The 20389-nt window shown below is 39.0% G+C and carries 17 protein-coding genes; 2 read left to right on the plus strand and 15 right to left on the minus strand.

The annotated features are described in order from the left end of the window. Positions 1-27: 27 nt before the first annotated feature. Together R8923_RS02475 and R8923_RS02480 are read right to left on the minus strand one after the other, a co-directional pair. Entirely contained in the window at positions 28-3087 is a 3060-nt protein-coding gene (locus R8923_RS02475; RefSeq protein WP_485871167.1) for an AAA family ATPase, read from the minus strand. Then, complete coding sequence (locus tag R8923_RS02480; RefSeq protein WP_485871168.1) at positions 3084-4205, minus strand: exonuclease SbcCD subunit D; 1122 nt, start codon at positions 4203-4205, stop codon at positions 3084-3086. Before R8923_RS02480 ends, R8923_RS02475 begins: the two co-directional genes overlap by 4 nt. A 95-nt stretch (positions 4206-4300) precedes the next feature. Between R8923_RS02480 and R8923_RS02485 the strand changes: the two genes are divergently transcribed. Beyond that, positions 4301-4909, plus strand: coding sequence for a lysophospholipid acyltransferase family protein (locus R8923_RS02485; protein ID WP_485871169.1), 609 nt, complete (start codon positions 4301-4303; stop codon positions 4907-4909). A gap of 42 nt (positions 4910-4951) precedes the next feature. On the opposite strand, the gene R8923_RS02490 is transcribed toward R8923_RS02485, so the two are convergent. The 9 genes from R8923_RS02490 to yneA all read right to left on the minus strand — a co-directional run bounded on the left by R8923_RS02490 (position 4952) and on the right by yneA (position 13628). Beyond that, entirely contained in the window at positions 4952-5461 is a 510-nt protein-coding gene (locus tag R8923_RS02490) for a hypothetical protein (RefSeq protein WP_485871170.1), read from the minus strand. 91 nt (positions 5462-5552) lie between these two features. After that, complete coding sequence (locus R8923_RS02495) at positions 5553-6035, minus strand: CcdC family protein (protein ID WP_485871171.1); 483 nt, start codon at positions 6033-6035, stop codon at positions 5553-5555. Positions 6036-6104: 69 nt separating this feature from the next. Next, the gene (locus R8923_RS02500; protein ID WP_485871217.1) at positions 6105-7904 is read right to left on the minus strand and encodes an ABC transporter ATP-binding protein; all 1800 of its coding nucleotides are present in this window, start codon (positions 7902-7904) and stop codon (positions 6105-6107) included. Next, positions 7888-9645, minus strand: coding sequence for an ABC transporter ATP-binding protein (locus tag R8923_RS02505; RefSeq protein ID WP_485871172.1), 1758 nt, complete (start codon positions 9643-9645; stop codon positions 7888-7890). Before R8923_RS02505 ends, R8923_RS02500 begins: the two co-directional genes overlap by 17 nt. 287 nt (positions 9646-9932) lie before the next feature. Beyond that, positions 9933-10364, minus strand: a complete 432-nt coding sequence (locus R8923_RS02510; RefSeq protein WP_485871173.1) for a hypothetical protein — start codon at positions 10362-10364, stop codon at positions 9933-9935. Between the two features lie 88 nt (positions 10365-10452). Beyond that, positions 10453-10692: a YneF family protein gene (locus R8923_RS02515; RefSeq protein WP_007544272.1), complete on the minus strand. Its 240-nt coding sequence runs from the start codon at positions 10690-10692 to the stop codon at positions 10453-10455. Positions 10693-10815: 123 nt separating this feature from the next. Beyond that, positions 10816-12813 (minus strand): transketolase, encoded by a 1998-nt coding sequence (gene tkt / locus R8923_RS02520; RefSeq protein ID WP_485871174.1) that lies wholly within the window; start codon positions 12811-12813, stop codon positions 10816-10818. Between the two features lie 131 nt (positions 12814-12944). Beyond that, positions 12945-13172: a DUF896 domain-containing protein gene (locus tag R8923_RS02525; protein ID WP_485871175.1), complete on the minus strand. Its 228-nt coding sequence runs from the start codon at positions 13170-13172 to the stop codon at positions 12945-12947. Positions 13173-13298: 126 nt separating this feature from the next. Continuing rightward, a complete protein-coding gene (yneA, locus tag R8923_RS02530) occupies positions 13299-13628 on the minus strand; it encodes a cell division suppressor protein YneA (protein ID WP_485871176.1) in 330 nt (109 codons plus the stop codon). A gap of 155 nt (positions 13629-13783) precedes the next feature. Here yneA and lexA point away from each other — a divergent pair, with 155 nt between their 5' ends. Then, positions 13784-14398: a transcriptional repressor LexA gene (gene lexA, locus R8923_RS02535; RefSeq protein WP_088808802.1), complete on the plus strand. Its 615-nt coding sequence runs from the start codon at positions 13784-13786 to the stop codon at positions 14396-14398. A gap of 125 nt (positions 14399-14523) precedes the next feature. Here lexA and R8923_RS02540 read toward each other — a convergent pair whose 3' ends face one another. The 4 genes from R8923_RS02540 to R8923_RS02555 form a co-directional block, all read right to left on the minus strand. Next, positions 14524-15738, minus strand: coding sequence for an aspartate kinase (locus R8923_RS02540; protein ID WP_485871177.1), 1215 nt, complete (start codon positions 15736-15738; stop codon positions 14524-14526). A gap of 11 nt (positions 15739-15749) precedes the next feature. Beyond that, positions 15750-17558 (minus strand): excinuclease ABC subunit UvrC, encoded by a 1809-nt coding sequence (gene uvrC / locus R8923_RS02545; RefSeq protein WP_485871178.1) that lies wholly within the window; start codon positions 17556-17558, stop codon positions 15750-15752. Positions 17559-17631: 73 nt separating this feature from the next. Then, the gene (gene trxA / locus R8923_RS02550; RefSeq protein WP_485871179.1) at positions 17632-17949 is read right to left on the minus strand and encodes a thioredoxin; all 318 of its coding nucleotides are present in this window, start codon (positions 17947-17949) and stop codon (positions 17632-17634) included. 76 nt (positions 17950-18025) lie between these two features. Next, the gene (locus tag R8923_RS02555) at positions 18026-20380 is read right to left on the minus strand and encodes an endonuclease MutS2 (RefSeq protein ID WP_485871180.1); all 2355 of its coding nucleotides are present in this window, start codon (positions 20378-20380) and stop codon (positions 18026-18028) included. Positions 20381-20389: the final 9 nt, after the last annotated feature.

Here is a 20389-nt window from a genome sequence, read left to right on the forward strand (position 1 = left end):
CGCGACAAAGGGACGTCGCGAGCTTCTTTATATATGGAGCATAAATTCCGTCTTGCTCCCTTGATTCGTTGCTGTTACTTCAAGCCGAGCAGGAATGCGCTCTTTTAGCTCTGGTACATGCGAGATAATTCCAACAAGTCGCCCGTTTTCCTGTGTTTCGAGCAAACATTCAATTGCAGACTCCAAAGATTCAGGATCAAGCGTTCCAAAACCTTCATCAATAAACATCGTATCAAGGGAAATACCACCTGCCATCTCCTGCACCACCTCGGCTAGAGCAAGTGCAAGTGCAAGCGATGTCTTAAAACTCTCGCCGCCAGACAATGTTTTCACATGACGCGTTAATCCTGTATATTCATCGTACACCAAAAGCTCCAGCCCACTCTGTGCATTTCCTTTCGCTTTATCCCGCTTTCGACTAAGCTCAAAACGTCCATTTGTCATCTTTTGCAGTCGCACATTCGCATGCTTTACAATCGTATCAAGGAACGTCGCAAGCACATACCGCTCAAACGTAATACGCAAGTCATTTTTCCCGCGTGCCGTATCCGCAAGAAGCCCTAAATCCGCATACTCTTCTTCAAACACAAGTAATTCTTCTTTTTTGGTAGTAAAAAGCGCATAACGATTCGACGTTTCACCACCACGTTCGCGCACAACTAGCATTTTTTGTTCAGCTTCACTTTGAACTGCTTTCGCTGTATCTAGTTCTGCTTGGAGTTTTGTGACATCTTTTCTATCAACATTTTTTAGTTTTTCTTCTAAAACTTGTTTTCTATCTTCCGCAACAAAAAGCGCTTTTTTATAGTCGGCTATTTCCGTTTCGTTAGCGGGGATTTCATTTTCCTTCGCCAAATAAGTCTTGAAATCAGCTTCGTCTTGGAATCCAAGCTCGACTCGCTTTTCTTCAAAAAGCGTTTGATCCGTTTGCCATTCGTTCGAAAGTTGTTCGAGCTGTTTTTCTGCGGCAGCTAAGCGCGTTTTCATGTTGCTATATAGCTCTTTTTGTGCAGCAATGCCTTTTGAAACTTCCTGTTCCCGATTTTCAAATTCTAATAATGAGGCCGCAACTTGATTTTGCAAACGTTTAAAAGCTTCTGGTTGGCGTAAATTTTCTGGAATATCCGTATAAAGCCAATTGATTTCCGTCTCCAAAAGTTTCAGCTCATGTTGCAAGTCATCTTTTTCAATTTGTGCTTCCGTCATTTGATTCGTCAACTTTTGTTTCGCATTTTGCTGTTCGCCTAGTTGTGCTTTAAGTTTATTTCGCAACTCTAGCTGTTCATTTAGCTTCGCTTGTTTTTGTTTGGCCATTTCAATCGTAGTTGCGAGTTTAGTAAGCCGTTTTGACCAAACTGAAAAGTCATTTCCGCTTAATTCCTCCCACTGCTCCGTTTGCCATTTTAAACGCGTAATATTCTCCTCAACTTCCTTTAATAAAAGCGATTTTGTTTCTACCTCTTTTGAAATTTCATCTAACTTCAAAGTATCAAACGTGCTAGAAAATGTTGCGAGCTCGGGGTGTTCTTTCGCGCCGCAAACTGGGCATGCCTCTCCGTCATGAAGGTGCGCTGCTAACATGGCTGCCTGCTCTTTTTTGGAAGCTGCCAAAAGTTCAGTCTCTTCTTTTTGAAGCAAATCTAAACTAGCCTTTTGCGCCGCTTGTTCTTGCTGCAACTTCACTATTTGTTCCTCTATTTTCGCCAGTTGACTTGTCTTTTCCGTATTTTCAGCTGCTTGTTTACGTTCAGTTTCCAGCTCATTCACTTTCTCCAGCAGTTGAAAACGTTCTTGCTCAATGGTTTCAAGCGCCAAAATGCGATCCTCAAGCGAACTCACATCATGTTTTAATTTCTCAAAATCTATTTCAAACCCTTTAAAAGCCTCTTCCTTTGCAGTAAAAGCAACCTTTTTACGCTCAACTTCTGTCAGATTTTCAGAAAGCTGCTTCATCTTCGGCGCCATTTTCTCAAATTCGATTTGATTACGCCGCCATTTTGCCACACGCTCTGCCATTTCTAAAAGTGCCTTTTGTTGCTCCTCCCAGTTTAAAAGCCCCACGCGCGCCTCTTCCGTCTGATTGATAAGCTGTTCTTCCTCTTGCTTTACAGTACGTATTTTCCCGCTCGTACGCTCTCGCTGCATGAAAGTAGCTTGTAATTCCTTCGCCGCCTTCATTTTCGTTAGCTCCTGCTTTAGCATCTCTATCTGCTCTTGTTTCCCGTATAATTGTTTGAGAACCTCTACTTGCTTTTCAAGTTGAGCATAATCTGCTTCAATATTTTCCGCCACAGCAACGCTTTGAGCCGCTGCAACACTCACCTTTTCAAGTGTCGTGAGTTCCTCTTGCAAGACTATCAGTTGTTTTTTTTGTTCTGCCATTTTGACTTGGAATTGTTCCTCAATTTCGGCAATTGTTAGCGTTTCGTCTCCAAATTCGCCAACAATCACTTTTCCAAGTTCTGCCCTAGTATTTTCAGCTAAAAGCTGTAGCTCCTTTTGTTTATCAAATAAAAGATTTTCAACATACTTATAAAAGTCTGTATGGGCAAGCCGTTGTAAAATCACTTCTTTCTCCTTGCTTTCAGAAATAAGCAATTCACGAAACTCACCTTGCGGAATCATTAAAATTTGCCGAAATTGATCGACATTAAGCTGAATTAACTCCTCCATTTTGACTTTAACATCTCGCACCGAACTAGCAAGTAGCTTCTCTCCGTCATTTGTCAGTTCAAATAACTCGGCTTTTTGATTTAAAGAACGCATCCCGTCGCCACGTGCTTTTTTCACTTCTTGTTGTGGCATGCGTTTAACCAGATATGTTTTCTCTCGTAGCATAAAGGTTAGCGTCACTTCCGTTAAATCCGTATCTGCCGCAAAATCACTTCGCATCGATGCGCCTTCTCGGTCAATAAGATTAGTAACACCAAAAATCGCAAAACTAATCGCATCAAAAATTGTCGACTTCCCCGCACCTGTTTTTCCAGAAATAACAAAAATTCGTTCCGTTCCAAGTTCTGTAAAGTCTATCGTTTCGCGTTTTTTATATGCACCAAATGCCTCCATTGTTAGTTTTAACGGTCTCATTCTTTACCTCCCGAACGCGCTTCTTTGAAAATCTCTGCCATAAGTTCCTTTTGTGCTGCTGTCATGCTTTTCCCTTCAGCAAATTCAAAAAACTGATCAAATAGCGCCACATCGTCTTTTTTCATCAGCTCATCAAACTTCACCTCAAGCTTATCTTCCATCTGATGCCGAATGCGCTCTAAATGCAAAATATTCGGATAGAACTTACGCAGTTGCCCCATCGGATCAAGAAGCGCACCAGAATCTTCTAATTTCACCTGTAAATAATCCTCATTATTGTCTAAAATATTGGTCGTAAGCTCCTTCAAGCTTCCGCTCACAATTCGCATATCACGTTTTGGTTTTAAGAATACTTCACGTACGTCTAGTGTTTCCTCGAGTGTTACGATGCGCACACTTTTTTTATCCTTGCTTTCTGAAAAAGAATATTTTAATGGTGAGCCGCTATAATGAATGGTGGGATGCGTGATAGCATGTGGGTGATGCAAATGACCAAGCGCAACATAGTCAAAACCTAGAAAGCAATTTGTTGAAACACGGTCGACATTTCCGACAGCCAGTTGACGTTCAGAGTCACTTGGAATACCGCCAGCCACAAAGGCATGACCAACTAAAATTTGCTTTTTCGTTTTATCAGCACGCACCCAAATTGAATCGGTTATTTTTTGCATCGCTTCTTCATAAGTACGAATCTCTCTATCATTAAATTTTTCGCGCACAATTGCAGGCTCGTGAAACGGAACAAGCCAAATTTCAGCATTTTTGAATGCTACTTTTTGAACTGGGTCTGTGATTTTTCCCGCCAAATAAAGGGCTGTTTTTTCATACCATGCCGCACCAAATTGGAGTCTTTCCGAACTATCATGATTACCACTAATGGCAAAAATTGGCAAGCCGAGCGTCACATTCCATTCATAAAAAATATCATTCAAAACATCAACAGCACTTGCCGGGGGAACCGCGCGGTCATACAAGTCCCCGGAAATAATAATACCGTCCACTTTTTCTCGTTTTATGATTTCGGTTATTTGATTTAAAATATATTTTTGATCCTCAAGCATCGAAACACCTGATACAATTTTTCCAAGGTGAAGATCAGCTGTATGTAAAAGTTTCATTCCGGCCTCTTTTCTACTGCTTTATTTTTTTAATGCAAAAATCTACGTTTTTGAGTATACTTATACTAGTTGATGTCTTTTAGGGAGTGAAGAAGTTGTTTTATAAATTTGCTAAAACCCTCGTCCATATTATTTTAATCATCATTGGTGGACGATTTCAAGTACAAAACAAAGAAAAAATACCTGCGGCCCCTTATGTTGTTGTATCGCCGCATACTTCATGGATTGAAATTCTTTATCTTGGTTTTGCCATCTATCCTGTATCTGTCCATTATATGGCGAAACAAGAGTTATTTAAAGGAAAGTTCCTTAATTGGCTGATGACGCATTTAAATGCCTTTCCAGTTAACCGCGACAATCCAGGTCCTAGCGCCATTAAAGCGCCAATTCGCTTGTTAAAACAAGGTAAAGTGGTTGGTATTTTCCCAAGTGGTACACGTAAACAAACGAACTTACATTTAAAACGCGGGGCGGTTACCATTGCGCTTAAAGGAAAAGTACCGATGTTACCAGCCTTCTATGATGGTCCAAAAAACTTCAAAGAAATTTTAAAAAGAAAGAAGGTCATCATTCGCTTTAGTGACCCGATACATTTCAATGACACGGAAAAAGAACAAAAAGAAGTTTTAGAGGAAAAATCTCTTGAACTAATGGCGACATTCGAACGATTGGAACAAGAAATTCAAGCAACGAAGAAAAAATAGGGTTAAAAAAAGCATTTTGGGTGAGCCCAAAATGCTTTTTTATTACATTGTATCAGTTAAAATATCAGAACCTGCTAAACCATTGTCCTCTAGGATTTTTGAAATTTCAGCAGATGCTTTTTGAAGTTTTTCATCAGCGCTTGTTGTATCAACAGGCGTTGTTTTTAATGCTGTTGCTTCATCGGCATAGGCAGCACTTAAATCAGAAACGGCTTTTTTAAAGTCCTCCGTAGATTTCCCTAAATCTGGAACTTTTTCATCTGCTAAAGCATCTGAAACAGCTTGTGCAGAAGTCGATGCTTTTTTAGCAAGTTCTAAAAGCTCAGCTTCAGAAGGCATTGGATCTGCAGTTGAAGCACTCAAATAGGCAGTGTAATCTGCATTTTTATCACTAATTGTCGAAACTAAATCCATATAATAATTTAGTACATCTTCACTCGATGTTTTCTTTGAATCCTCTTTTTTGTCTGCATCGCTATTCGTTGAAGACGAACAAGCAGCAAGCGTGAAAGCTAACACAAACATAAGTAATGCAATTAACGTTTTCTTCAAAATATTTCCTCCTTTTTGTCACATAAATGTAACCTTTCTCATTATAACTTTTACACAAATCTTGCACAAGCTTTTTTACAATTTAATCGTCTTATTCGACCATTTCTTTAGTAGGTTCGAGATTTTTAGCTACAATTTTATATTGAAAATACATCGCAACTCGCCACGGAACGATCATCGCAAACGCCATAATCCAAAACATTCCTGACAACTCCCCAACTTCAAGGCTTCCACTGATTAAATATTTAATTAAAATGCGAATGAGTAACAGAGACATTAAAATAACAGGGAAAGCCTTCGTTCGTTTAATAAAAACAAAACCCTCTTTAATTTCAAATTTCGTCGTCCAAATGAGAATGGCAGAAAATACGAGTCCCATCAAAATTGCTTCGATAATATCAATACCTGATACCCGAAAAAAAGGGACGACGAACATGAGTGCACCAGTCGACATCATTACTGGCGGCAAAATAATACCTTTTATAGATGCAGGACGTTTCGACGCTTTCATTCGAATTAAAATAATCATTGAACCAAAAACAAGTGTGACAACAATTGATAAAATAAGTGACATATCTGATTCCCCCTATAATGCTTCGATAGCCATTATAGCGCTTATTTTAAAGAAAAGAAAACAAAATGTTTACAATTCCATCCCACTATTTTGAAGTTGATACATTGAATGATAGACCCCTCGGTTCTTAAGAAGTTCATCGTGTGTGCCACGTTCGATAATCTCACCCTTACTTAAAACTAAAATCAAGTCAGCATCTTTAATTGTCGAAAGTCGATGCGCAATCGCAATGGTTGTCCGACCTGCACGCATGCGTTTTAAGCCTGTTTGAATTAAACTTTCCGTTTCTGTATCAATATTTGCTGTTGCTTCATCTAAAACAAGAATTTGCGGGTTTGTCACAACCGTACGTGCAAAAGAAATAAGTTGCCGCTGTCCGCTAGAAAATGATGCACCACGTTCAATCACTTTATGATCATAAGTATTTTCTAAAGTTTGAATAAAATTGTCCGCCTGAACAAATTTTGCCGCATCTTCCACTTCTTTATCAGAAATAGCCTGATTATACAACCGAATATTGTCACGAATATTACCATAAAACATAAAGCTATCTTGTAACACAAGACCTGTTTTTTTACGCAGTTCACTCGTTTCATATTCTTTAATCGACTTTCCGTCAATTAGAATTTCACCACGTTCAAACTCATAAAAACGCATCATTAAGTTAATAATCGAACTTTTCCCGCTCCCTGTGTGCCCTACAAGCGCGACAGTCTGCCCTGATTCTGCCGTGAAACTAATGTTTTTCAAAACATCATGCTCCCCGTCATAGGCAAAGGATACATTTTTAAACTCAATTTTCGCGCTCTCAATTTTCGCTTCCGCATTATTTTGTTGGACTGGTACTTCTTCCGTTTCATCCATAATACGGAAAACACGTGCAGCAGCAGTAATTGCTTCCTGATACATTGCAAGACGCTCCATCACATTATAAATTGCTTCTAAAAAGCGATCAAAATAGCTTACGAAAGCATAAATCGTACCAATGGCAACTGGACCAATGAGTGATTCTGCCCCAAAAAAACCAAGAATAATGACAACTGCAATCGCATAAATAAAATCAATTGCCGGACCAAGTAAGAGCGCATTAAATTTAATATTTTTCATTCCAACATCGTAATAATCCTTGTTGATAACTTCAAATTCACGCGCCAAACGTCTTTCTTGGTTGAATTGTTGAACAATTGACATACCTGAAATGGACTCGCTAATATTTGCATTTAATTGGCTTAATTTTTCGCGCTTGGCTCGATAAAATTTCGAACTTTTTTTTCTGTAAACGATAATAATAAAAGCAATTAGCGGAAATAGTGCTAAACAATAAAGTGCTAGTTGTACATCTAAAGCAAACATCGCCACATACATTCCAATTAGCATGAAAAGACTTTGAATCGCGGTAGATAGCACATTAATAAACATATCTTTAATCGCTTCCGTATCATTTGTCACACGAGATACAATACTGCCCGCAGGGGTCTTATCAAAATAGCGCATGCCGAGAGTGTGTAGCTTTGAAAAAATATCAATACGAATGCGTTCGACAATCTGAAAGGCAATCTTTTGGAAGAAAAAGAGTTGGAAATACCAAATGATAACCTTCGCTAGCGCAAGACCAAGGTATCCTGCCACAAGAATTGTAATCGCTTCTGTCGCAAAATTCATCGGCGTCAAATAATCATCTAAAAACTTCCGAATAATTAGCGGTGACACAACGTCGATAATGGTCACAAACAATACTAGAAAGCCAGTTAGAATTAACAATGGAATATGGAAACGTGTATAGCTCATCAGGCGTTTTAAAACTTGCCTATGCTCTTTTCCTGTCATCGTTAATAAATCATCATTCATTTGCTCATTCATACTTCTCACCGCCTTCCAAATGTTCTGCGAGTTGTTGTTCTCGGTACATTTCGGCATACCAACCATTTTCGTTAAGCAATTCATGGTGCGTACCACGTTCAATAACCCGCCCCTTATCAATCACAATTATCAGGTTAGCGTGTTCTACTGAACTCAGGCGGTGTGCACTAATGATAGTTGTTTTTTTCGCACGACTTGCCTTTAAATTTTCCAAAATCCGCTCTTCCGTCTTAGCATCAACTGCAGACAAGGCATCATCTAAAATAAGCAATTCTGGATCCATAATTAAAGCACGAGCAATTGCAAGACGCTGTTTCTGACCGCCAGAAAGCGAAACCCCACGTTCACCTACAACCGTTTGATAACCTTCTGTAAACCCTTCAATATCATCATGAACAGCCACCGTCTCAGCAATCGCCACCACTTCTTCTGGTGCCGCTTCTGGTACCCCAAAGCGAATATTATCTAAAACAGTTGTTGAAAACAAAAACTGGTCTTGAGGCACATAACCAATTGCTTTTCGAAGTGCATAGGTCTTGTAATCTTGAATTTTGACACCGCCAAACGAAATCGCACCAGTATAATCATCGTATTCACGAAGCAAGAGTTTTAAAAGCGTAGTTTTACCTGATCCCGTTCGCCCAACAATTCCCAGTGTTTCACCTGCATTTATCTGGAAATCAATATTTTCTAACACTGGCTCTTTTTCATCTGGATAAGAAAATCGGCTAATATGTGCTGTTAGAGCTCCGCTAGGCATTTCGACTCGCGCGTCTTCGTGATCTACAATATCTTCTTTCTCATTTAAAAGTTTCGTGATGCGGTCATATGAGGCGCTTCCGCGTTGAATGATATTATACAAAAAGCCAAACGCGAGCATCGGCCAAATGAGCAAGAATAAATAATTGACGAATGCAATGACTTGTCCAATGGTAAGCGAACCTTGGATAACAAATTTTGAGCCAAATCCAATGGCAAGCACAAAAGAAAGACTCACAACAATCGAAATCATCGGATCAAACATAGCATCAACACGTGCAACAGCAATATTTTTCTTCACTACCGCATTCGTCTGTTTGGCAAAGTCAGAAATGTCTTCTTTTTCCTGTCCGAACGTACGCGTCACTTTAATACCTGAAATACTTTCCTGTGTTTTATCATTTAACTTTGAAAAAGCTCTTTGTGCGCCGTGAAAGCGCTCGTGCAGCTTCTTTCCTAAAATAGACGAACCAAAAATCATAATCGGCATTGGAATAAGTGCAATGAGCGTGAGACGCCAATCAATGCTAATCGCCATCATTAAAATAACCGTACTGCCAGTTAAAAATGAATCGGCAAGCGTTAAGACCCCAATACCCGCAACTTGTTGAACAGCCGCAATATCATTTGTCGCATGCGCCATTAAATCGCCCGTTCGATATTTTTGAAAGAAAAACGGTGACATTTTTGTTAAATGTTCAAATAAGCGCAAGCGCAAAGTTCGTTGTAATTTATTATCTGAACCAAAAATCATCAAACGCCAAACATAACGACCAACATAAGTCAAAACAGCGACAACAACTAAAATCACAATCCATTTAAGTAACGTTTCTTTCGTAAGTGTTGACTCCGCTATTGCATCTACAACTTTCCCTATAACAAATGGCGGTATAAGTTGTAAAAGCGCGATGATGAATAAAATAGAAACCCCAAAAATATAGTGCATTTTTCTTTCTTTAAAAAACCAACCTAAATCTTTAAAAATTTTCAAGCGGTCCCCTCCTTTTCTTTTTTTAGACAACAAAAAATAATGGACAACACTTCTGCCCATTATTACTTAAAATGTATTATTTGCCATCTTTTTTCCGCGCACAAAGCCTACTTAGAGAGGTCTATATATTCCCTTTGCTCTTAAAGAATCGGTACGGAGTGGTACAAATAATGAAATTTTAAGTAATAACGATTTTCCAACATAGTTACGCATCTCTCATACCTCCTTTAATTTTTATGCAACGCTTTCATTTTACAATATCTTGAAAAGAATTACAATACCTTTTTTCACAATTTTTCGCCATCTAACTTCTCCGCAACAATAAAAAGTTGTAAATCGAGCGCAAGCTGATGGAGCTCAGAAAGAGAACAACTCAGTAAATCCTCTGGAATAAAAACGTAATCCATCGCTTGCTGTGCAAGCACCAACCTCCCTACATCTTCCTCATTCTCTACCACAAATTGCCGCCCTAAAAGAGCCAGCACCTTCGCTTCCGCACCATGCCCTAACTCCTCGTCCAAAAGTAGCCGAATGACACCATTTTTCCTTATATCGCGTTGAAACCGCGTCGAAAAAAACAATGCATAGCCAATTTTTAACCGATTATCCGAATTATCCCCTAAAAATGGCGTTACATAGCCAGATAAGGTTTGTTCCACTTCTGATTCTAATCGATTTAAACTTCGTTCTAAAATTAATGCTGCCTTAACTTGTTCCATATGCCTCTCCTTTCTCCATATAAAAACGCCCTTTTTAGTAAAAGGACGATCTTTATATTCTCAAAAAATGAAATTTGCGAACAGAAAATTATTTTTTCTTTTTCTTTCCTGTTTCTTTTTCTGTTTGTTTATTCATCGCGCTCATCATCTGATTAATTTTTTTCTGAGACGGTTTTTGTCCCATTTGTGCCATCATCATTTGAAGCATTTGCTCATTGATAGGCGGGTTGTTTTTTAAATAGCTCATCATGTAGCGTCTTGCGATAAAGAAGCCACCAGCAAGTCCTGCAAGTAAGCAAACAAGACCAACAAGAATGTAAATCCACATAGTTTCTTTCTCCTCCTTGAACGAATATACCTTCTTTATTGTACTTGATTTAGGCCAGACAAACAACACTTTTTTACAAAAGAAAAAAGCGGACATCCAGTAATCGAATATCCGCCTTGAAAATTATAAACTTTCGACAGTTTTTACAATATTTTCAACAGTAAAGCCATAGTTCTGAATAATCGTTTCACCTGGTGCAGAAGCGCCAAATTTATCAATACCAATGACTTTACCGTCAAGCCCCGTATATCTTTCCCAACCAAAGCTTGCGCCCATTTCAATGGCAACGCGTTTACGTACAGTATTTGGCAATACACTTTCTTTATACTCAGCAGATTGCGCTTCAAAAAGGTCAAATGATGGTACAGAAACGACAGAAACATCAACGCCTTTCTCAGCTAGTTCAGCTTGCGCTTCTACTGCTAGATGTACTTCAGACCCACTTGCAAGTAAAATCGCATCAGGCACATCTTTTTTCGCATTAGATAAAACATAAGCTCCTTTACGCACCCCATCTTCAGCAAGACTACTTGTATTTGGAAGCACTGGCAATCCTTGGCGCGTTAATACTAATGCATGAGGTTTATTTGTCGATTCCACCGCTAATTTCCAAGCCACGTTCACTTCATTTCCATCAGCTGGACGAAGAATTGATAAGCCAGGCATTGCACGTAGCGATGCTAATTGTTCAACCGGTTCATGTGTTGGTCCGTCTTCCCCAACTGCAATACTATCATGCGTTAAAACGTAAGTTACTGGTAAGTGTTGGATGGCTGCAAGACGAATAGATGCACGTAAATAATCCGAAAATACGAAGAATGTTCCACCGTAAACTTTGAGTCCTTCGTGAAGAGCCATACCATTTAAAGCCGCTCCCATCGCAAATTCGCGAACACCAAACCAAATATTACGTTCTTTAGGAGTTTCTTTTGTAAATTCACCGTCTGTTTTGATTGTCGTGTTATTTGAACCAGCTAAATCAGCTGAACCACCAAATAATTGTGGTAATGTTTCGGCAAGCACATTAATTGCCTCACCACTAGTTGCTCGGCTAGCAAGCGCTTTATCACCAACCTCATATTTTGGTAAATTATTCGCATAACCTTCAGGCAGTTTTCCATCTAGGCTATATTCCAATTGTTTTGCAAGCTCTGGATATTTTTCTTTATAAGAAACAAACATATCCGACCATGCTTTTTCAGCTTTTGCACCGCGGCTAGCAATTGTATTACCAAAACGTTCATAAACTTCATTTGGCACATAAAAATCTTCTTCATATTCCCAGCCATATACCGCTTTTGCTGCTTTTACGCCATCAGCGCCTAAGGGGGCACCATGAACTTTACTTGTACCCGCATTAGGAGCACCAAAACCAATTACAGTTTTCACTTCAATCATAGTTGGTTGCGACGTATTTTGTTTCGCTTTTTCAATAGCTGCTAAAATTTCAGCAGTATCATTGCCATCTTTAACAAGTAAATGTTCCCAGCCGTAACTTTCAAAACGTGTTTTCACACTTTCAGAAAAAGACTTATCTAAATCACCGTCCAAGGAAATATCATTAGAATCATAAAGTACAATCAAACGACCTAATTGTTGATGGCCTGCTAAACTTGCTGCCTCAGCTGAAACACCTTCCATTAAATCACCGTCGCCACATAGTGAATATGTATAATGATCGACAACTTTAAATTCATCTCGGTTATACATGGCTTCTAAGTGACGTTCAGCCATCGCCATTCCAACAGCCATCGCAATACCTTGACCGAGCGGTCCTGTAGTTGCATCCACACCGTCAGTATGATGGTATTCAGGGTGTCCAGGTGTTTTGCTGTCCCATTGGCGGAAGTTTTTCAAATCATCTAGACTTAGCTTATAGCCACTCAAATGAAGCAAGCTGTATAAAAGCATCGAACCATGTCCAGCAGATAAGACGAAACGGTCACGGTTAAACCAGCGTGAATTAGCTGGATTAGCATTTAAAACTTTAGACCACAATGTATATGCCATCGGTGCTGCACCCATAGGTAAACCTGGATGACCTGAATTTGCTTTTTGAATGGCATCCATTGAAAGGGTACGAATTGTATTAATCGCTAATTGATCAGTTTTATCGAACAAATGAAACATCCTCTCTTAGTTTAAAATTTTAACTACCTCCATTTTATTCCTAAAACATAAATTACACAACCAAAAAAGCATAAATGATCAAATTATTTGTTCGTTTGTTCATTTATGCTCATTTCGGCATTTTATTTTCTTTTTTTGCGCATTTGCTTCACTTTGGACGGTGTAATATCATTTCCATTCGGATCTAATATCGTCGTATTTTCTATAGTGCCTTTCATATGTGTTCGAAATGATTTCAAATATTCTTTGCGCAATTGTTCCTGCTCTATTTTTTCATCAGTCGTTAAGCCAACTGATTTTTTCTTACGAGAAAGTTCATTAATTCGATTAATTTTCATTTTTTCCAACATAAATTTCATCCTATTCATCAATGTGTTTCTTTTATTATAGCATAAAATGTAAAACAGTTCGTTGCGACTGATTGCAACCAAATAAATTTTTGGCACACACAAAGAATGAAAAACAGACGAAATTACTTACTCATTGGCCAATTGAATTGTAGAGTCTTGCTTGAATTCATTTTTCTTCACCGGAATAACAATTTCATCCCCTGCTTTTAATGAATTGTTAGTTAAATGATTTTCTTTTTCCACCCACTTAATAAAAGTCATTTTATCCATGTTTGCTTTTTTCGCATGCTCATCCGCAAGAACCCATAATGAATCTCCAGATGCTACATCAATTGTTGAATATTTATTTTCATTCGTTGCACTTGCATAAAATAATAATGTTAACCCCATAAGTACAGAAGCTACAACAAAAATAATCGCAATATAGTATTTATCCCAAAATAATTTCAAAGTCATCTGAATCCCCTCCAACGGAATATATGTTCGCTTTTTTATCATTATAGAACGCCCGTTCGTTTTTGTCAATAAAAAAATCGAACCTTTGTTTGCATATCTAAAAAACATTTGCTATACTGGTGGTATCAACTAATTAATATAACGGGGTGAAAACCATGAAATTATCGAAACGTCAACAAGATATATATGAATTTATAAAATCTGAAGTTAAAGACAAAGGGTATCCGCCGTCTGTTCGAGAAATTGGTGAGGCTGTTGGTTTAGCTTCAAGCTCAACTGTCCATGGCCATCTTGCTCGTTTAGAAACAAAAGGACTTATTCGACGCGATCCTACAAAACCTCGTGCGATTGAAATTTTATCAATGGAAGATGATGTTCCTACTCCTGCTGTTGTAAATATTCCATTAATTGGAAAAGTTACTGCTGGTATGCCAATTACAGCAATTGAAAATATTGATGAATACTTCCCACTACCTGAAAGCATGGCGGCTGGTGAAAAAGATATTTTCATGTTAGAAATTGATGGTGAAAGTATGATTAATGCTGGTATTTTAGACGGAGATAAAGTGATAGTCCGCAAGCAAAGCAATGCGACTAATGGTGAAATTGTTGTGGCGATGACTGACGAAGACGAAGCAACTTGTAAACGTTTCTTTAAAGAAGCGAATCATTTTCGTTTGCAACCCGAAAATGACACGATGGAGCCAATTATTTTGAATCAAGTCTCGATTTTAGGAAAAGTAATCGGTTTATTCCGTGATATTCGTTAAAAGACACATAGATGAAACCCTCGGCCAAGATAGGCGGGGGTTTTAATTTGTAAGTAGAAAAAAATACACTACCAATCTTCTAATGCAGAAAGATTGGTAGTGTGATAGAAACTAACCTTATTCACTTAGTTTTCTAATTCAAACGTATTATGCAAAACTTGGGCAGCTTCGACCATTTTGCGTTCTGGTACAACAGTAGAGACTTTAATTTCCGATGTGCTAATCATTTTAATGGCTATATCATTTTCCGTGAGCGCTTCAAACATTCTGGCAGCTACACCAGGATTTGATACCATGCCAGAACCAACAATGGAAACTTTAGCTAATTGTTGTTCAGATTCAAGCTTTTCATATTGGATTTCCGCTTTTTTATTTTCAAGAACTGCGAGTGTATTTAAAAGCGATGCCGATTTAATTGTGAAGGAAAGATTGCCGTGTCCCAGTCCAGTAATACCTTGAATAATAATATCCACATCAATATTATTTTTTGCCAGTTCAGAAAACACCTTGGAAACACGCATATTTTCTTTTTCGCTCCAATGAATGGTCACACGTGTTATTTGGTCTTCAAACGCGATGCCGCGAACTACTTTTGCACTTTCCACATAAATCTCCTCCTCAATCATCGTTCCATTTTCCACCCCGTGGCTTAGCCGCACCTCAAGCGGAATTTTAAAATTTTTTGCGTATTCTACAGAACGCGGATGTAACACACCAGCCCCTAAATTCGCAAGCTCCAACATTTCATCGTATGTTAATTGTGTTAGTTTTTTTGCTTTTTTAATAAATCTCGGATCTGTTGTATATACGCCGTCCACATCTGTACATATCGCACATTTTTCGGCTCTAAACTCGGCCGCAAGCGCAACTGCCGTTGTATCGGAGCCACCGCGACCAAGTGTTGTAATTTCACCGCTTTGTGTCACACCTTGGAAACCCGCAACAATGACAATTTTTCCTGCCTGAAGTGCACTGCTAATTTTTTCCCTTTCGATATCTAAAATTCGGGCATTGCTGTGTACTTCTTCCGTTTCAATTCCCGCTTGCCAACCAGTAAAGGAAACTGCCTGCTGCCCGGTTTCTTGAAGCGCGATGGAGAGAAGGGCAATTGTTACTTGTTCACCGGTTGAAAGTAGTACATCCATTTCGCGTTTACTAGGCGTTTTGGAAATTTCTTCTGCCATTTGTACAAGTTTATCCGTAGATTTCCCCATTGCAGATACAACGACAATCACTTGATGCCCTTTTTCATATTCACGAATTGCCTGTGCGGCTGTTTTTTTTATTTTATCAACAGAACTTACCGAAGTTCCGCCAAATTTTAAAACGACTAGACCCATTTAATTCCCCTCTATTCTTTTTTTTCAGCTAACTTTTCATTAACATCGCGAACTTTTTGATAGACGGCTTCCGCCACTTGTTTTGGAATTCCACTTTCCATAAGTTCTTCAACCGATGCGGCTTTAATTTTTTTCATCGAGCCAAAATGACTGAGTATTTTCTTTTTACGACCAGGACCGACCCCTTTAATACCGTCTAAAATAGACTGGAAACCAGATTTACTGCGTAGTTGTCTGTGAAAAGTGATAGCAAAACGGTGGACTTCATCTTGAATGCGTTGCAACAAGTAAAATTCTTGGCTATTTCTTCCAAGAGGAACGATTTCGAGCGGATCTCCAAATAAGAGCTGGCTCGTTCTGTGTTTATCATCTTTAGCAAGTCCAGCAACGGGAATATCGAGCCCTAGTTCATTGATTAATACATCTTTGGCACTATCGATTTGCCCTTTTCCACCATCAATTAAAATTAAATCTGGTAGTGGTAAGCCCTCTTTTAACACGCGCCAGTATCGTCTTCGTACAACTTCACGCATCGTTGCATAATCATCAGGTCCTTCGACCGTTTTAATTTTATATTTGCGATAATCATTTTTGCTTGGTTTCCCATCTAAAAATGTTACCATCGCAGAAACTGGATCAGTCCCGTAAATATTGGAATTGTCGAAAGCTTCAATACGAGAAGGCGTGGGGATACCCATTTGTTCCCCTAATTTTTCAACAGCGCCGACTGTTCGTTCTTCATTTCGTTCGAGCATCATAAATTTCTCATTTAGTGCAATTTTGGCATTTTTATATGCTAATTTTACAAGATCTTTTTTGTTTCCTCGTTTTGGTACGATGATTTTCGTATCGGGTAAAAGTGCTTGTACTGCCTCATGATTAATATCATCAGGTAAATAGATTTCTTTTGGTGGAATATGGTTCGCTTTTTGATAAAACTGACCAATAAATGTCAAAAAATCATCTTCTGCTTCTGTATAAAATGGAAATTGCGATACATCACGTTCGATCAATTTTCCTTGGCGAATGAAGAAAACTTGAACACACATCCAGCCCTTGTCAATGGCGTAACCAAATACGTCACGATCTACAAAATCATTCATCGTCATTTTTTGTTTTTCCATCGTCGTTTCAATCGCTGTAATTTGATCACGAAACTCGGCTGCTTTCTCAAATTGCATGTCAGTCGCTGCCTCTTCCATTTTCAAAGCCAATTCTTTTTTGACCTCTTTATAGCCACCATTTAAGAAGCTGACAATTTCGTCAGACATTTTTTTATAGGTAGCTTGGTCAACTTCAAAAACGCACGGCGCCAAACACTGGCCTAAATGGTAGTATAAACAAACTTTATTCGGCAAGGTTGTGCATTTGCGAAGCGGATATAGCCTATCTAATATTTTTTTTACTTCATTTGCGGCGTATACATTCGGATATGGACCAAAATACTTCCCTTTGTCTTTTTTGACTTGTCTTGTGATAATAAGACGCGGGTGCCTTTCATTCGTAATTTTAATAAAAGGATAGGTTTTATCATCTTTTAAGCGGATATTAAAGCGTGGATCATGCTTTTTGATCAAGTTAATCTCAAGGAGAAGTGCCTCTACATCCGAGCTTGTTACAATATATTCAAAATCCTCTATCTCTTGGACTAAACGCTGCGTTTTGATGTCGTTTGCGCCAGTGAAGTAGGAACGCACACGATTTTTAAGTACCTTGGCTTTGCCCACATAAATGATAGTTCCTTGTTTATCTTTCATTAAGTAGCAACCTGGCTGATCAGGCAGAAGTGCTAATTTATTTTGCAGGTGTGCAGATACCATTTGATCAACTCCTTATCATACAAAAGACACCGCAAAATTTGCGATGCCTTCATTTTACCATAATTTGGTAGCTTTATACATATTTATTAATGACTTCATCAAGCTCTTCTTTTGGACGGAAACCAATAATTGTATCTACTACTTTGCCGTCTTTTTTAATAAGAAGAGTTGGGATGCTCATAACACCAAATTTACTTGGCGTTTCTTGATTTTCATCTACATCCATTTTGACGATTTTCAAACTTTCGCCTCGTTCATTTGCAATTTCTTCTAAAACTGGCGCAACCATGCGGCAAGGACCACACCAAGTTGCCCAGAAATCTGTAAGCACTAGACCTTCATTTGTTTCTTGTTCAAAATTTGCATCGGTAATTTCAAGTATATTAGCCATGCCTGTTTCAACTCCTAACACAATTTGTATACTTAGTATAGCATCAGCTAGATATATAGAGCTATTTTTTTGCTCACTACTTCAATTCTGCAATCGTAATGCCATTACCGCCCTCAGCCGCATCACCAAAACGAATGCTTTTCACCATACGATGGTTTCTCAAAAAATCGGTGACGCCCGTTCTAAGCGCTCCCGTTCCTTTCCCGTGAATAATTGCAACACGCGGATAACCAGCAAGCAACGCCTCATCAATATATTTATCCACCTCAAAAAGTGCATCCTCATAACGCATACCACGAAGATCAAGTTCGGCACGAACCGGTTCTGTATTTCGAACATTTGTCACTACGCGCTGTTTTTTCGGCTTTTCAGGCTGAATAAATTCCAAATCGGTTTCTTTTATTTTCATTTTAATAATCCCAATTTGCACGTTCCATTCCTTTTCGCTTAGTTTGTCTAAAAGCACACCTTTTTGGCCTAAAGAGAGCACCCGGACAGCGTCTCCCTCCTGATAGTTATGTGCCACTTTTTTGACAGGATGAACAACATTTTTTTGAATAGTTTTCGGTTTTGCGCCAGCAAGACGTGTTTTTGCATCAATCAACTCATGTTCCTTAACGCCTGCTGCCCCCCGAAGTTGTAGTTCCCGAAGCTCCCGAATGATAGATTCTGCTTCCAATTCAGCCGCTTCTACAACTTCGTTTGCCTTTTCATTTGCGCGCTCAAGTAACTTCTCTTTTTGCGCATAATACGTCTTAATTTCTTTTTGTAAGTCTTTCAAAAGTTTTTCGGCATCACGAGCAATTTCGACCGCTTCATCATACTCTTTTTCAGCTAAATTGCGTTTTTCTTCCAGACTTGAAATCATTTCATTTAAATCGGCACTTTCCGTATCAACAAGCGCCCTAGCACCATCAATGACACCCGCATCAAGCCCCAAACGGCGAGAAATTTCAAACGCATTGCTTCGTCCAGGGATACCAATAAGCAATTTATATGTCGGGCTTAGCGTTTCCACATTAAATTCAACCGATGCATTTGTTGCAAAAGATCGATTGTATCCATATGCTTTTAATTCTGGATAATGGGTTGTCGCAACGACACTTGCACCACGCTTTGCAACCTCATCTAAAATGGCAATCGCAAGTGCGGCCCCTTCTTGCGGGTCCGTTCCCGCACCAAGCTCATCAAACAGAACCAGTGAACGATGATTCATTTTCTTTAAAATCGAAACAATATTGGTCATATGCGAAGAAAATGTACTCAAACTTTGCTCAATCGACTGTTCATCCCCAATATCTGCAAACACATCATCATAAATGGCAACCATCGACTCTTCCTGTGCCGGAATTTGTAGCCCAGCTTGCGTCATAATCGTAAGAAGACCTAGCGTTTTTAGCGTAATCGTCTTCCCACCAGTATTGGGTCCCGTAATTACAATGGCAGAATAGCCATCACCTAATAAAATATCATTTGAAACCACATGATCTGGGTCTAAAAGTGGGTGTCTAGCCGCATACAATTGGGTTAAGCCTTCTTCATTCAAGTGAGGTGTAATCGCTTTTAGTGACTTCCCAAATCTTGCTTTAGCCAAAATAAAGTCAAATCTCCCTAAAATGTAAGAATTATGATGGATTTCCTGAATATACTCAGCCAGTTTCGCTGATATTTCGGCTAGAATGCGCTCAATTTCTTGATTTTCCTTTGCTTGGAGTGCACGGCGTTCGTTATTTAAATCAACAACACTTTGCGGCTCAACGAATAGTGTTTGACCTGAAGCCGATTGGTCGTGAATGACACCACCGTAGTGACTACGATATTCTTGCTTTACGGGAATGACATAACGGTCATTTCGAATCGTAATAATCGCGTCACTTAGCATTGTAGCTGCATTTCTGTCGCGCAGTAAGCTTTCCAATTTTTCACGTACGCGACCTTCCGTACGCAAAAGCGAAGATCGAACAGAACGAAGCGTTTCACTTGCCGTATCCAAAATATAACCAGCTTCATCAACTGTCAAATTGATTTCTTCTTCCACCTCACGCAATACTAAAATCTCTTTAGCAAGCTCGAATAACAGTGGCAATGAGACGCCAATTTCTTCTAAATCGTCCATAAAATTTTTCATTAGCCGACTGACACGCAAGTTACTCCCCACCTGGTAGACTTCAAGGCCGTTTAAATCTCCACCGATTTCTAAACGCTTTAGGTGCTTTGCTACATCGCTCAAGCCTGTAATTGGCGCACTTCCTTTTAAGCGAATAATCTTAGCGCCTTCTTCTGTTTCACTTTGCATTTTTTGAACCATTGCCAGTGAAGTTTCAGGCTTTAAGCTTCGAATTGCCTCCTCACCAAGTGCGGAAACAGCAAATGGTTCCAGTAATTTTTTTATCTTATCAAACTCTAAAACCTGTTCAACTTTTTTCTCCATATTTTTTTC

Origin of the sequence: Listeria tempestatis (genome assembly GCF_963575625.1) — a bacterium.
In the GTDB taxonomy this organism is placed as follows: Bacteria; Bacillota; Bacilli; order Lactobacillales; family Listeriaceae; genus Listeria; species Listeria tempestatis.

Coding starts and splice junctions, on each gene's coding strand:
- yneA (WP_485871176.1), bottom strand. CDS start 13,628: ATGACTTTGAAATTATTTTGGGATAAATACTATATTGCGATTATTTTT.
- uvrC (WP_485871178.1), bottom strand. CDS start 17,558: ATGGTATCTGCACACCTGCAAAATAAATTAGCACTTCTGCCTGATCAG.
- R8923_RS02515 (WP_007544272.1), bottom strand. CDS start 10,692: ATGTGGATTTACATTCTTGTTGGTCTTGTTTGCTTACTTGCAGGACTT.
- R8923_RS02555 (WP_485871180.1), bottom strand. CDS start 20,380: ATGGAGAAAAAAGTTGAACAGGTTTTAGAGTTTGATAAGATAAAAAAA.
- R8923_RS02475 (WP_485871167.1), bottom strand. CDS start 3,087: ATGAGACCGTTAAAACTAACAATGGAGGCATTTGGTGCATATAAAAAA.
- lexA (WP_088808802.1), top strand. CDS start 13,784: ATGAAATTATCGAAACGTCAACAAGATATATATGAATTTATAAAATCT.
- R8923_RS02480 (WP_485871168.1), bottom strand. CDS start 4,205: ATGAAACTTTTACATACAGCTGATCTTCACCTTGGAAAAATTGTATCA.
- R8923_RS02495 (WP_485871171.1), bottom strand. CDS start 6,035: ATGTCACTTATTTTATCAATTGTTGTCACACTTGTTTTTGGTTCAATG.
- R8923_RS02510 (WP_485871173.1), bottom strand. CDS start 10,364: ATGGAACAAGTTAAGGCAGCATTAATTTTAGAACGAAGTTTAAATCGA.
- R8923_RS02540 (WP_485871177.1), bottom strand. CDS start 15,738: ATGGGTCTAGTCGTTTTAAAATTTGGCGGAACTTCGGTAAGTTCTGTT.
- trxA (WP_485871179.1), bottom strand. CDS start 17,949: ATGGCTAATATACTTGAAATTACCGATGCAAATTTTGAACAAGAAACA.
- R8923_RS02525 (WP_485871175.1), bottom strand. CDS start 13,172: ATGTTGGAAAAAATGAAAATTAATCGAATTAATGAACTTTCTCGTAAG.